We start from the raw sequence: 13,073 nt of genomic DNA on the forward strand, positions 1-13,073 counted from the left end.
CCCCTGCCTGCGTTTAAATAGAGATCTTAGGTGTACAAAATAGAGGTAATTAACAATGGATCATACGCAGGCGATTGAAATCGTTAACGTAGACCGAGACAAAGTCGCGCAGCATATTGAGTTATGCAACAAGGGGGAGCACATTTGTGACCTCAATGGGTGGCGTTTAGAGATAGCATCATCAATTCAGGCGTTTACATTTGGCCCACATACCCTCTTGCGCCCGGGGGAGATGCTCAGAGTCTATTTAGACAGGGAATACGAATTTAGCTTTAACGCGGCCAATGCTTTTAACCGTCGGGGTGACAGGGTGTTGTTGTTTGATAGACAAGGTGAACTACGTTGCCAGTTTGCATATGGTCGTTCAGCCCACAACCTGGTGGACATCAGTTATATTCACAGCGACAGCCTGGGGGGCAGAGATTTTAGTGATGAATATGTTGAGCTATTTAATATGTCAGATTGCCGTGTGGACATCAGTGGCTGGCAAATTCGCGCCGTAAAGGGGGATGCGCAATTTATTTTCCCGGAGGGGGCCCAGCTGGCGCCTCAGGCACCTGCTCGGGTCTATTCCAACTATATAGATCCGCAGACCGGCGGCTACAGCTTCAGCAGCCCGCGAGCGCTTTGGCGTACCAGCAATGAAAGTTGTCAGCTGCTGGATGACGCCGGGCGTGAAGTATCCCGCTATTCTTTCTGAGCGGTGGGGCTGGGGAGCGACTGAATGTCCTCCCCGGCACATTTGATTACAGGTCGAGCGCTTCGACGATCTCCGCTGAACGTACCGCCAACACCGACAGTAAGGAGTCACTGATCCCATGGGTTTGCTCATTGACGCCCTGGGTAAACACTTTTGGCATAAAGTTGTCGGCCGTTTCAATTTGATAATAGCGACTGATATCTGGCTTCAGCCATTCTGCCAATTGCTCAAGGAGCGGCGAGCGGCTGGGGTACTGGTAGCCAGTCGCCAGAATTAAATGGTCGTACTTTTGCATCCCGCGGCTTTGCACATCTTCCAGCTCCAGATTGATCTTACCTTCGGTATCAATCGCTGCGCTATTGACGGAGGTGCGGTGACGAATGGCCAGGCGATCGCCTCCTTTGAGCTTCTGGTCATACAGGCTGGCATAAATACTGGCAATCAATGGCTCATCGACTACAGAGTAGTTGGTGCTTCTGAATTCGTTAAAGTAGCGGTCTTTTTGCTCTGGCGACTTGTCGAACACCACATCGGTGAATGCAGGGTCAAAGATCTCGTTTACAAATGGGCTTGAATCAGCAGGCTTCATCGCGCCGGCACGCATGATTAAGTCAACCTGTGGTTGCTCAGTCATGTTTTCCAGATCAGCAAAAATCTCAGCGCCACTTTGTCCGGCACCGATAATCGCAACGCGATCACCCGCTTTGACTTTATGTTTGTTGTGTAAATACTGCGATGAGTGCCAAACATGATCACTGTCTTGCAGTGCGTCAAATGGGGCGGGGATTTTCGCCGAACCGCCAACGCTCACAACCAGGTTTTTGGTCAGACGTACGCTTTGATTGCCCTCGGCATCCCGGCTGGTGACTTTGAGGTGATCAACTTTACCTTCGACAATAATAGGCTCAACGTCATTGACCTGCTCGCCAAAGTGACAGTGATCACGAAAATGACTGGCCGACCAGCGCAGGTAGTCATTGAACTCATGACGAGAAGGATAGAAGGTCTTCAGGTTGATGAAACTGTCCAGGCGGTTTTGATTATGTAAATAATTAATGAAGCTGAAATGACTGGTTGGGTTGCGTAATGAAACCAGGTCTTTGAGGAAAGAGATCTGCATATCTGTGTTGTCCAGCAGCATCCCACCATGCCACAAAAAGTCCGGCTGTTTCTCGATAAAACACACTCGATCGCTCAGTTTGTTTTGCTCTTTCAGGGCGATAGCCAGTGCCAGGTTGGCCGGGCCGAACCCGATCCCAATCACGTCATATAGTTTCATTTTTCTGCCTTTGATTACCTTAAATCGCACGCACGGGGGCGTGAAATAATATTAATTGTCATAAAGACGAAAGATGTGCGGGTTTCTTTAGGGGCCGTCAGGTGCAATCAGCGCAAAAAGTAAGGGAAAAATAATTACCATGCGCGAGCGCAATAAATTCCCATAAAATGTGAATTTTTTTGTCAATAACTCGTCTAGCTAGTTCACCGTGGCTACGTTGCTAAATGCCGTCGCCCCATATGTTCTTTGCGCTAAAATGAGTGAGTGAAACCAATATGTTAGTTGCCGACTTTGCCTTGGAAAAATGCCAGTCATTAAGTGAAAATGCCATTGCATTGACCCAGAAGCTGGTACGTTATAAATCCATTACCCCCGAGGATGCTGGCAGCATGTGTTTTCTGATCCGTAAGCTTCAGTCACTCGGATTTGACTGTCATGAAGTCACTCGTCAGGGCGTCAGAAACCTGGTTGCAAAAAGAGTATTTGGGCCCGGCGAAACCCTGGCGTTTGCTGGCCACCTGGACGTTGTGCCGCCCGGCCCGGTCGAGTTGTGGCAATGTCCGCCTTTTGCTGCAGAGATCCAGGACGGCCGCTTATATGGTCGTGGGGTAGCCGATATGAAAGGGGCAATAGCCTGCTTTATTGCAGCGGTTGAGTCTCTGCTCGAACAATGCAGCCGTGGTAGTCTGATGTTTTTGATTACCTGCGACGAAGAAGGGGAGGCGGAACACGGCACCGCCGTGCTCATGAGCCATTTGAAACAACAAGGTGTAGATCACCTGCCGCATTATTGCTTGGTGGGAGAGCCATCGAGTCGTAAGACGCTGGGTGATGTGCTTAAGATAGGTCGTCGCGGCTCCTTATCTGCCCATATTCGGGTTTATGGCCGTCAGGGTCATGTGGCCTATCCGCATAACTGTGATAACGCTACACATCATACCTCACGCCTGTTGCAGCGTTTACTGGCGCTGGAATGGGACGAAGGCAGCGCGCAAATGCCGGGTACCACGTTTCAGGTGACGCAGCTCAACAGTGGTGAGTTTGTCGATAATGTGGTCCCGGGTGCCTGCGATGTGTGCTTTAACATTCGCTACAGTAGTCGCTTTAACGAAGCGGAGCTGAAACGACTGATCGATGATATTTTGCTGGATTTAGACCTTAATTATGACATTGAGTGGCAGCGCCCTTGTGCGCCTTATTTCAATCAGGCGGATGAGTTTGTTGCCCTGATCTGTGGTGCGATAGAGAGCGTGGTGGGTCAGGTCCCCATGCTGACCACAGATGGCGGTACATCGGATGGCCGTTTTATTGCTTCTAATCATACTCAGGTCATTGAATTTGGTCTGAAAAACGACAACATCCACCAAATCAATGAATCTGCACAGATACAGGACATTGCCGATCTGGCGCATATTTATCAGCTTGTGATCCAGGCATTTTGTGTTGAGGAAACACAAATCGCACAGCGTCAGGCGCAGCAACTGGCGGCATTGACCTAAACAGCGAAGGAAGAGCCCATAACCGGGCTCTTTTGATTGTGCGGAACAACTTAGAAAGTCGCACCACCATCAATGGTGATAGTTTGCAAGGTGGTGTGAGATGAAAGCTTTGACGCCAGAAATACCACGCTATCGGCAATCTCTTGTGCCGTGGCCAGCTTTTTAAGCGGGATCCCTAACTTATACTGGGGGGCAAAGCCTTCTATGACGCGCTGTGCACCTTGCTCGTCCTGCCACATACCGGTTTGCATTGGTGTCAGTGTCGAACCCGGAGCAACCACATTACAACGTACACCAAAGTTCGCCAGTTCCAGCCCCGCGCTCAACGTAAGCTGAGTAACGGCGGCTTTTGAAGCGCAATAGGCTGCCATCTGTTGACGAGGGGTGTGTGCGGCATTGGAGCCAACCGTCACAATGGCCCCTGCCTGTTGTTGTTTAAGGTGGGGCGTGCAGGCGCGAATAAATGTAAACACGGCCCCCGCATTGACATTCAGGCAGTGCTGCCATTGTGCCAATGATAACTGCTCTACCTCACCCAGCTCCAAGACCCCGGCGATGTTGATCAGGTTATATGGCGCCAGGCCCTGAGCCAGCAGCTCGTTTAACGTGGCTTCCAGCTGCGTCAAATCTGCCAGATCACAGTGCACGGCACGCTCGAGTATGTCGGTGTCACTAAACTGGCGATCAAAGCCAATCACTTTCGCCCCCAGGGCGGCAAAGCGCTGGGCTGTTGCCAGTCCGATGCCCTGACCCACACCACTGATCCAGACAATCTGATCCTGATACTCTTGCTGTAGTCGCGCATCATAAGACATGGTCATAGACTCCGTTTAATGCTGTGACCACGCTGCCCAGTGTTTGGGTGGGATGTTGAGACCAGTAGTGAGCGGCCCGGAATATGGCAGCCTGCACCTGCTGCTGTTGCTGATCTGAATAACGCGCCACATTGGCATCGACATCCAGCCTGGCAGGTTGATCCTGCAACAGGTGCCACTGCAACATGATGTCGTCGGTCGTACCGGCACTGAGTATATGAGAGTGGCTGGCAATTCCGCCATATTTTGGACTGCTGGTGAAAGGCAGCAGGTTAACGGTCGGGCCAAATATATGTGTACCTTTACCTTGCTGCTGACGAGTTCGCTTGAGATCCTCAACCCGGTAAGTTTGCAGTGCTTTGAGCGCTTTAATGCCCTGATTGATGACCCGGCAACACTGGCTGAGTGTCATGTCTGTCGCCAGCTCCAGTGGCAGCGGCATAACATTGCTCTGTACACAAGGCGTGCTGAGTTCATGCTGGTGCTGGCGGTTCATCATGATAAGGCCCAGCGTTATATGGTATTGCGCAGTCCTGGCAACCAGTGCCGCGCTGACCGCCGCGAGCAGGACTTCGGCATGACCCGCCTGACATACCGAGGCGGCAGACATCACGGTATGCCAGTCGGTGTGGGTAAAGGCCTGACTCAGACGTCTGTTTGGTTCTGTTACATCTTCTTTTTGGTGACTGAAGCTTAGTGGGGCAGGTACACCGTCTAACCAGTTGTTGAGTGTGGCCCGGGCGACTTGTTGGCGTGCCAGATAGGCTTCACTATTGTGTAAAGTGAGCAAGTCTTGTTGCTGGCCAAATGGCAACTTGGGCAGTGGCTTGCCTTTTTGCAGCGCGTTATAACAACGATTAAGTGCCTGGGTGAATAAACCAAACCCATAGCCATCGAGCAATAAGTGGTGGCCAACCAGAAACAGTAAGTCCTGCTCGGGAGCGCGCACCAGTGTCAGTTTCAGCAGGGCATCTTGTTCTAAAACAAAGGCCCTGGCCATTGCCGGTGTCACAAACTGTTCGGCAAAGGCGGGAATATCCTCTGGCTGAGCGTCAAGCTGGATGATATCCAGGGTTGGCACCTCGGCATTCGGCTTTAATTGCGGGGTAAAAGCATTGTCATGAACAAAACGGCAACTCAGGCAGTTACTGCTTTGCCAGACGTGCGCAAAAGCCTGCTGCAACATAGTCGCTGAAATTTTACCTTTAAACTCAATACACTCGGCCACATTGAACAGCGCGCCACGGCCGCTGATGGTATGCAGCAACCACATAGCTTGTTGTGAGTCCGTTAACGGCAATGCCTGTGACATTAGTCTTCCTTACGCTCTTCCAGCAAGTCAATCCAGGCCGCGAGGGTCGGGATCTGCGCCAGCTCTATGAAGTTTGTTTCAATACCTTGTTGCTGCCACAACGCGATGAGATTCATCACCTGCACGGAATCCAGGCCATAGTCGATGAGGCTTTCATGCTCGTCAAATTCATCGGCTTCACAGTCGATCAGCGGCAGGATATGCGCTTTAAGGCCCTCAAGTGTGGTGATGTCCTGAGTTTCTTCACCGAGAATGTCGGCCACAGTAGCCACTTTACCGCAGCGTCCCGCCACAAAGTTCAGCGCCATCAGATGCTCATCGCGGCTGAAATCGGCAATCGCATCGGCAATCACAAACGGCTGAATGTCACGCATAAAGGCATCTACCGCGGTGGTCATCACCCCGATGTGGCCATAGATACCGACAATCATTAGCTGGTCACGACCGCGCTCTTGTAGTTGCGCTTCAAAGTCGCACTTCTGAAAGGCACTGTAACGCCACTTGGTTAGCACGACATCTTGCTCGCCGGGCGCCAGCGCATCGACAATCGGTTGTTGCGCCGGGTCTTGCAGGCCCGGGCCCCACATATCGCTCAGCAACCCGCGTTCATGCTGGCCCTGTTTGATTGGTTGCGCAGTGTAAAACACCGGAATACCCTGCTCGTAACAGAACTGTTTAAGGCGCTGAATATGATTGATCATGGTTTCAATCAGGGGGTTATTGTCACCGTAGTAACCCACAAAGTAATGCTGTACATCGTGGATCAGTAAGGCGGCACGACTGGCATCCAGCTGCCAGTCAACGCGGTTTTCAGGTAACTCCGCAGCGCGGGGTAACGGGTAATGGGATAACTTAGGAATACTCATTGTCTTTTTGCTTCTTCTGTTAATCAGGCCTGGCCGTCGAAAGTAGCGCGCAGGGCTTTTTTATCGACTTTGCCGACCGCAGTCAGGGGTAAGTCGGTTACAAACTGGAATTTGTCGGGTACTTTGAAATCGGCGATCCCCAGCTGGCGCAGGTACTTTCGCAGCTGTAAAGGGGTGAGTTTTTCGGCTGCCACCACGAAGGCACAGCTTTTCTCGCCCAAAGTGGCATCGGGCATAGATACTATGGCGACCTGCTCGATATGTGGATGACCAAGTAAATGATTTTCTACTTCCTCTGCCGCAATTTTTTCGCCGCCACGGTTGATCTGATCTTTATCACGGCCAACCACAATCAGGTGGCCGGAAGGCAGTTGCCTGACCAGATCGCCGGAGGCATAAAAGCCGTCAGCATCAAATGCACTGGCATTATGCTGAGGTGACTTGTAATAGCCGCGAAACGTATAGGGGCCGCGGGTCAGGAGTCTGCCGGCTTCACCAGGTTCGACGGGCTGGCCATGCTCATCTACCACCTTGATCTCATCGTCGGGACTAATTGGGCGGCCCTGAGTGGTCAGTACCAGCTCGTCATCATCGTCGTGACGGGTGTAGTTCACCAAGCCTTCTGCCATGCCAAATACTTGTTGTAACTGGGCACCCAGCACCGGCCTGACCTGTTCGGCTACAGTACGGCTGAGTTTCGCGCCGCCAACCTGGATCAGCGTCAGGCTGCTCAGGTCATGATTGCTGTGTGCGGCGTGTTGTATCCACAGCTGTAGTGCCGGCGGTACCAGCGCGGTGTGGGTTATGGCAAAGCGTTCAATGAGCGCAAAGCAGTTACTTGGGCTTGGATCTGAGGCCAGGATCACTGAGCCGCCGGCTGCGAATACGCCCAGTGCGCCCGGTGAACTGAGCGGGAAGTTATGCGGTGCCGGTAGTGCACACAAATAGCGGGTATCCCCGTGCAGCTGGCAAATATCCCGACTGGCAACCACAGAGTAAAGGTAGTCGTTGTGGGTGCGTGGAATCAGTTTGGGTGTGCCGGTGCTGCCACCAGAAAGTTGAAAGAAGGCGACGTCTTCTGGATTGAGCTCAGGCGCACGGAAGGCGCGTGCATGCAAATACGCCTGTTTCAGTTCGCTATTGCCTTTACTGTGATCCACCATAATGTGGCTGATACAGGCAAAGCGGTTAAATAACTCCTGAGAAAAGGATTCATCTGCAAACAGCGGCTGAGCAGAAGAAACCAACAGTAGCTTAGGCTGCAAAATTTCACAATAGCTTTGCAGCTCAGTGCGTTGATGATTGAATAGGGCACACACCGGCGCCACGCCGAGTTTAAGCAGCGCAAAGTAGCTGATATAAAACTCCACACAGTTGGGCAGCTGAATAAGCGCGGTATCGCCCTGTTGCAGTCCCTGACTGGCCAGATGAGCCGCCAGGTTGGTGCTGTATTCATCGAGCTGCTGATAGCTCAGTTGTCGATTAGCATCGGCGACGGCAATGCCTTGCCCGTTATGCACCAGTTGTTCGTTCAAAATGCTGGTGAGTGGTTTATCCTGCCAGTAGCCCTGGGCGCGATAGTGGGCGGCCAGCTCTTCGGGCCACGGGGTATATTCAATACTCATAGTGTGTGTTTCGTTGCTAAGTGATAGGCATGCCGTACGTCCAGCGCATTCAGCATAGTGTTTAGTTTGGCTTCGGTTTCCAGCCACTCGGAGCTGGGGTCGGAGGCGGCCACAATACCGGCGCCGGCAAATAAGGTCGCGAGGTTCGCTTGCAGGTAACCGCAGCGGATCACCACGACCCACTCACCATTGCCCTGATTGTCACACCAGCCGACAATCCCCGAGAACAGGCCACGGCCATGACCCTCCAGCGCATCAATATGCTGATATGCCAGTTCTGTGGGTTTACCACACAGTGCAGGCGTGGGATGGAGGCGGTTGGCCAGCGCAATGGCAGGCTGTTCGGGGTCTGTGAGTGTTCCTTCAATAACAGTCGATAAATGCCACATGGTGGCTGTGCTAAGCAGATCGGGTTGCTCCGGTATATGTAATTTGGAGCACAGTGGGCCGAGGACCTGTGCCATATCTTGCAGTACAACAGCGTGCTCATAGCGGTCTTTTTTTGATGCGAACAGAGTTGACCGGCGCTGTGCTTCGACGCTGGGGCACGGATCGCGGGGAATTGACCCGGCCAGTGGATTACTGAAGATCTGTCCGTCAGATTTGCGTAGTAACAGCTCCGGGCTCACCCCCATGAGTACGCCGGCATCGCGCTGCGCATGGGCATCATGTAACTGGCCGGGGATAGAGAAATGATAGCCGCTGGGACTTTGTGCCAGCAGCTGTGAAAGCACGCCAACCTGATCCAGTGGCCGCTCAAACTGCAGTTCAACCTGCTTACTGAGTACGATTTTATCCAGTTCACCGTCGGCAAACAGGGTTTTAGCATCGCGTACGGTTTGCTCAAAATGGGCTCTGTCTTGCTTGTAATGCACTGACTGTAAGCGATTGGGCGTTTGAGCACGTGTAGGCTGTGCACTCAGGCACTGAGCAAACAGGTGCTTGTCCAGCGTGCTGACCTGTTCCGGGATGATAAACTGTGCCTGCTGTTGCTTACAAAAGGGCACCACACCGAAAGCAATGGCCTGACCCTGGCTGGTCTGTGCGGCGTTGTTTAAGGCTTGCTGCAACTGGTTAGCCAAATTATCAGTATCATTGATAGCCAGCGTAAAACGCCTAGCCACGCCGCGGCTAACCAGGCAGTTTTGCCCGGAAACAAACAAACAATCTTGCTCAGGCCGGAACTCCCCCAACTCTAGGGGTTGGGGGACATCGGATAGGTGACCAGCATGCATGCGATTTCTTCCTCGTGTTCATCAAATCGTGTCAGTGAGAAACAATTTGCCACTGATTGAATGTGTTCAAGACGTATTATTGCGACAAAGATTTAGCAACTGATGCGCGCATGTTCATGTGCTCAGGTCGTTTTGGGCAATCATCACAGTAACCCTTAACCGGGTGTTCGTGCATCAGGCAGCAATCGCCCCGCACACGCATGGCACCCACATCAAAGCCTTTTTGGTGTGCTTTAAACAAGGGGTTGCGCTTGCCACGCCATTGCTGAGTATGCAAAAGCCAGTGCACATCCTGGTTTAACTGGGACGGGTTGGGCAGGTGCTCAGCAATCGTTTTACTGAGGTGGTTCAGGCGATACACCAGGCTGCTCCACAGCACGCGCTCCGCAATACCAAACTGTTCGTTCAGATAGTGGTGTAGAGGCGCAAAGTGCCCGAATATCAATGCATGGTATCTGCTGTCAGTATCGCCTGAGAGTGGACTGATTTCTCCGCAATGCGCCAGCATGAGTCGCTGGCTTGTCAGACACAGTCGTACTGAGTGGGTACTCAGCGGTAAAGGGCGCATCAACACGCTATGACTCAGTAACACAGATGGCATCACTCTGATGGTATACAACATATGCCAGATAGACGCCTGTGCCCGTCCAGCCGCTACTCCCTGTGAGTGTGCCCAGCCAGTGATTGCCGTTGCCAGCAGTCCGCGTTCGTCTAAACATTGTGCCAGCGTCGGTTCGGACTGAGACTGAGACAGTGCCATCGCATCGCCATATTCGCTAAAGGGCCCCTGAAAAAATGGCTGCAGTGTCGGTAGCAAAAGAACCTCGATTTCACTTACTTTTTAAAAGACTTAGTTAAGACGTTTGGTGGGTGAATTTTTTTACTTCCAGATCGTCAAGCCATATAAGTAAATTCGCGTTAGCAAATGAGAGAGTCACAGTGCTTGCAAAATTGATCCAAAATACCTGGTGGCGATTCATCGCGACCGCCTTCAGTAGTATTCTGTTTGGTGTAATAAGCGTGTCTTTGGTCGCGCTTATCAACGAAATCATCAATGGCACCCAAGAGTCCCGGGCTGAGCAGTTCACCCTGTTTGCTATCCTGGCCTGTCTGGGCGTCGTGTTACAGCTGGTATCTCGTATACTGGCAGAGCAGCTCAGTGAACTCAGTCAGGCGACGGTACGTCAGCAGGTGGCGGAGCACGTTATAGGTGCCCGCTTCAGTCATGTTGAAGCACAAGGCGCCGGTAAAATAAAGTCGTGTCTGACCGAGCATAGTCTTCGGGTTGCGGAGTTCTTTCAGGGGCTGCCCAATATCCTGAGTAACGGCATGATTGTACTGGGAAGTTTTGTCTATATGGCCTGGCTGGATTGGCAGGTATTTGTTTTTGCTATGTTAACCCTGATCTTAGGCTCTGTAGGTTACAGTCTGGCGAATGCCACCGCATTCAGAAAAGTCTCTGAAGCCGCCAGCATTCAGGATACGCTGTATGAACAATTTGATGCGATCTATGCCGGTGCCAAAGAGCTTAAACTGCATCGCGAAAAGCGTATCACCTTTTTAAATCAGGTGATTGGAGACACCATTACTCTGTTGCAAAAACGTCGGGTACAGGGCGCGAGTATTTATCATTATGCTGCATCCTGGGGGGGATTCAGTGTGTTTGCTTTCATCGGTGGTGCACTGTTTTATTTGTCAGGACAAGCCGAAGACACCGGCAAAGTAATGTCGGGTTTTGCACTGCTTTTCTTGTATATGCTCACACCACTGGAAGTGATGCTAGGGGCTATTCCTAAAGCTGCGGCAGCAAAAGCATCGGCCAATACTATTGCCACACTGACAGAAGAAATGGCCCTGATGCCGCACAGCGACCATGCCATGACCACGTTCGAGCAACTGACTCTTAAGGACATTAGCCACGGTTATTATCACGAACAAAGTGACGAAGTTTTTGCGCTCACGCCTATTAATCTGACTCTGCGCAAGGGGGAACTGGTTTATCTGGTAGGTGGCAATGGCAGCGGTAAGACGACTTTTGCCAAGCTGCTGTGTGGCTTGTATGAAGCTCAGGAAGGCAAAATCCAGGTCGACAATCAGGTACTTGAGACTCAGCAATTTGATGATTATCGTCAGCTGTTCAGCACTGTATTTAGTGACTTTTATCTCTTTGATCGGGTTCTGGGTTGCCAGGGGCAGGATTTAGAAGATAAAGGCAATGCCTTGATCCGAAAACTTAATCTGCACCACAAAGTGGCGATTAAGGATGGTGCCTTTACCACCCAAAAGCTATCGCAAGGTCAACGTAAACGTCTGGCGCTGGTGGTGGCATATATGGAAGACAGACCTTTCTATATCTTTGACGAGTGGGCTGCGGATCAGGATCCGGTCTTTAAGGAAGTATTCTATCGCGAGTTGCTGCCGGAGCTCAGCGCTCAGGGCAAAACCGTGCTGGTGATCACCCATGATGACAAGTATTTTGATCTGGCCGATCGGTTACTTAAAATGGACAACGGGTGTCTGAGTGAAGCTGTTCAGGTGGCGCCCCAGACGCCAGCAAAACACACTGAACCGGCTTAGACGTCAGCGCGCAAACAGCATTCGGTCAGCACCAGTTTGTCATTGTACTGGTAATACACGCTGATCCGAGTGCCCTGTGGCAGAGTCTCATGCAGTGTTTCTGTGAGCGTAAAGAATAGCTGATTATCGCTGTGTTCCGTCAGGCATGCCGCTTCAAATCCAAAAAAGCGTTGTACAACCGGGTAGAGTGCTTTATAGATACTTTCTTTGGCAGAGAAGATCAGCGTCAGTGGGCAAGTATGCGTCTGGCCCAGTCGCTCGAAAGCAGGTCGTTCTGTTTTTGCCAGGATCTGTGTCTGGAGCTCCAGTTCTTGCTTGAGCGACATCTTTCTTTCCAGATCTATGCCCAACCCCAGTATTGACGGATCGTCACAGACCATGGCCATCGCCAGCTCCCGAGTATGGGTGATGGTGCCCTGAATACCAGCAGGCCAAATCGGCGCGCGACTTTCGGCGCTGGTAATGATGGTATGCGGTAGCCCCAATGCTTTTAATGCCTGGCTGGCACAGTGCCTTCCGGCCAGATATTCGGCCTTGCGTTTGGCTACGGCGCAGCTGAGTTTGGCGGGCAATGGCTGAGCAAAAGTCGCAAAATCGCTGTCCTGATAGGTTCCAATATGAAAGGCACAGCTGTGGCTGGTAAATGGCAGCTGGGGTGTAAACAGTTTGGTTGATGTTAACGACATACGACTCCCTCAGTTAGTGGCCGTCATAATACCGATATAGGGAAGGGTTGCAAGCAGCCGCCGGCGATAAAATGTAGCCGGTGCTATCAGCGTTCAGGCTGCTGTGGATTGATCACACAGGGCACAGTGGATAACACCTGGTACGCTTTCGTTCTGGGATAATACAAGACACACAGCTCAGCGCGTTTTTGCAGCTCGAAGCCGGTCACTCCACCTTCCTTGCTCCCCAGGATCGGCTGCCCAGAAGGGTCCAGACTGTTGCCTTTTTCCAGCAACAGCGTTGAGTTTTGCATAAACACATTATGTGCCAGTCGGGGCGCAGTGCCGCCCTTAAGGGCGACAATGGCGTCTTGAATTTCACGGATCATGGCCGGAGTGGTGTGCTCAATTAACGCCGCATACACAGGGGTTGCTTTAGAGTGTTGGCAGCCACTGAGTAGCAAAGTGAGTAACGTTGCAAACCATCCCGAACATTTCAT

At 51.8% G+C, this 13,073-nt stretch carries 12 protein-coding genes; 3 read left to right on the forward strand and 9 right to left on the reverse strand.

Features of this window, described 5'->3' with window-relative positions; all coding sequences use genetic code 11:
* Positions 1-55 precede the first annotated feature (55 nt).
* Complete coding sequence (locus tag NH568_RS20165; RefSeq protein WP_253050302.1) at positions 56-700, forward strand: lamin tail domain-containing protein; 645 nt, start codon at positions 56-58, stop codon at positions 698-700.
* Between the two features lie 46 nt (positions 701-746).
* Here the strand turns inward: NH568_RS20165 and NH568_RS20170 are convergent, their stop codons facing one another.
* Complete coding sequence (locus tag NH568_RS20170; RefSeq protein ID WP_253050304.1) at positions 747-1,979, reverse strand: lysine N(6)-hydroxylase/L-ornithine N(5)-oxygenase family protein; 1,233 nt, start codon at positions 1,977-1,979, stop codon at positions 747-749.
* A 275-nt stretch (positions 1,980-2,254) separates the two neighbouring features.
* Here NH568_RS20170 and dapE point away from each other — a divergent pair, with 275 nt between their 5' ends.
* Complete coding sequence (gene dapE, locus NH568_RS20175) at positions 2,255-3,478, forward strand: succinyl-diaminopimelate desuccinylase (protein ID WP_253050306.1); 1,224 nt, start codon at positions 2,255-2,257, stop codon at positions 3,476-3,478.
* 50 nt (positions 3,479-3,528) lie between these two features.
* Here dapE and dhbA read toward each other — a convergent pair whose 3' ends face one another.
* The 6 genes from dhbA to fhuF form a co-directional block, all read right to left on the reverse strand.
* Entirely contained in the window at positions 3,529-4,293 is a 765-nt protein-coding gene (dhbA, locus tag NH568_RS20180) for a 2,3-dihydro-2,3-dihydroxybenzoate dehydrogenase (RefSeq protein ID WP_253050308.1), read from the reverse strand.
* Positions 4,283-5,605 (reverse strand): condensation domain-containing protein, encoded by a 1,323-nt coding sequence (locus tag NH568_RS20185; protein ID WP_253050310.1) that lies wholly within the window; start codon positions 5,603-5,605, stop codon positions 4,283-4,285. Before NH568_RS20185 ends, dhbA begins: the two co-directional genes overlap by 11 nt.
* On the reverse strand, positions 5,605-6,471 hold the full coding sequence (locus tag NH568_RS20190; RefSeq protein WP_138545167.1) for an isochorismatase family protein: 867 nt from the start codon (positions 6,469-6,471) through the stop codon (positions 5,605-5,607). Before NH568_RS20190 ends, NH568_RS20185 begins: the two co-directional genes overlap by 1 nt.
* A gap of 23 nt (positions 6,472-6,494) precedes the next feature.
* On the reverse strand, positions 6,495-8,096 hold the full coding sequence (locus NH568_RS20195) for a (2,3-dihydroxybenzoyl)adenylate synthase (RefSeq protein WP_253050312.1): 1,602 nt from the start codon (positions 8,094-8,096) through the stop codon (positions 6,495-6,497).
* A complete protein-coding gene (locus tag NH568_RS20200; RefSeq protein ID WP_253050314.1) occupies positions 8,093-9,331 on the reverse strand; it encodes an isochorismate synthase in 1,239 nt (412 codons plus the stop codon). Before NH568_RS20200 ends, NH568_RS20195 begins: the two co-directional genes overlap by 4 nt.
* A 76-nt stretch (positions 9,332-9,407) precedes the next feature.
* Positions 9,408-10,148: a siderophore-iron reductase FhuF gene (fhuF, locus tag NH568_RS20205; RefSeq protein WP_253050316.1), complete on the reverse strand. Its 741-nt coding sequence runs from the start codon at positions 10,146-10,148 to the stop codon at positions 9,408-9,410.
* A gap of 122 nt (positions 10,149-10,270) precedes the next feature.
* On the opposite strand from fhuF, the gene NH568_RS20210 reads away from it, so the two are divergent.
* Positions 10,271-11,908 (forward strand): cyclic peptide export ABC transporter, encoded by a 1,638-nt coding sequence (locus NH568_RS20210; RefSeq protein WP_253050318.1) that lies wholly within the window; start codon positions 10,271-10,273, stop codon positions 11,906-11,908.
* Here the strand turns inward: NH568_RS20210 and NH568_RS20215 are convergent.
* On the reverse strand, positions 11,905-12,594 hold the full coding sequence (locus tag NH568_RS20215) for a 4'-phosphopantetheinyl transferase superfamily protein (protein ID WP_253050320.1): 690 nt from the start codon (positions 12,592-12,594) through the stop codon (positions 11,905-11,907). The two genes, NH568_RS20210 and NH568_RS20215, sit on opposite strands and share 4 nt — an antisense overlap.
* Before the next feature lie 86 nt (positions 12,595-12,680).
* Complete coding sequence (locus NH568_RS20220) at positions 12,681-13,073, reverse strand: hypothetical protein (protein ID WP_253050322.1); 393 nt, start codon at positions 13,071-13,073, stop codon at positions 12,681-12,683.

The organism is Pseudoalteromonas sp. XMcav2-N (assembly GCF_024124545.1).
Lineage (GTDB): Bacteria > Pseudomonadota > Gammaproteobacteria > Enterobacterales > Alteromonadaceae > Pseudoalteromonas.

Coding starts and splice junctions, on each gene's coding strand:
- NH568_RS20165 (WP_253050302.1), top strand. CDS start 56: ATGGATCATACGCAGGCGATTGAAATCGTTAACGTAGACCGAGACAAA.
- NH568_RS20170 (WP_253050304.1), bottom strand. CDS start 1,979: ATGAAACTATATGACGTGATTGGGATCGGGTTCGGCCCGGCCAACCTG.
- dapE (WP_253050306.1), top strand. CDS start 2,255: ATGTTAGTTGCCGACTTTGCCTTGGAAAAATGCCAGTCATTAAGTGAA.
- dhbA (WP_253050308.1), bottom strand. CDS start 4,293: ATGTCTTATGATGCGCGACTACAGCAAGAGTATCAGGATCAGATTGTC.
- NH568_RS20185 (WP_253050310.1), bottom strand. CDS start 5,605: ATGTCACAGGCATTGCCGTTAACGGACTCACAACAAGCTATGTGGTTG.
- NH568_RS20190 (WP_138545167.1), bottom strand. CDS start 6,471: ATGAGTATTCCTAAGTTATCCCATTACCCGTTACCCCGCGCTGCGGAG.
- NH568_RS20195 (WP_253050312.1), bottom strand. CDS start 8,096: ATGAGTATTGAATATACCCCGTGGCCCGAAGAGCTGGCCGCCCACTAT.
- NH568_RS20200 (WP_253050314.1), bottom strand. CDS start 9,331: ATGCATGCTGGTCACCTATCCGATGTCCCCCAACCCCTAGAGTTGGGG.
- NH568_RS20215 (WP_253050320.1), bottom strand. CDS start 12,594: ATGTCGTTAACATCAACCAAACTGTTTACACCCCAGCTGCCATTTACC.
- NH568_RS20220 (WP_253050322.1), bottom strand. CDS start 13,073: ATGAAATGTTCGGGATGGTTTGCAACGTTACTCACTTTGCTACTCAGT.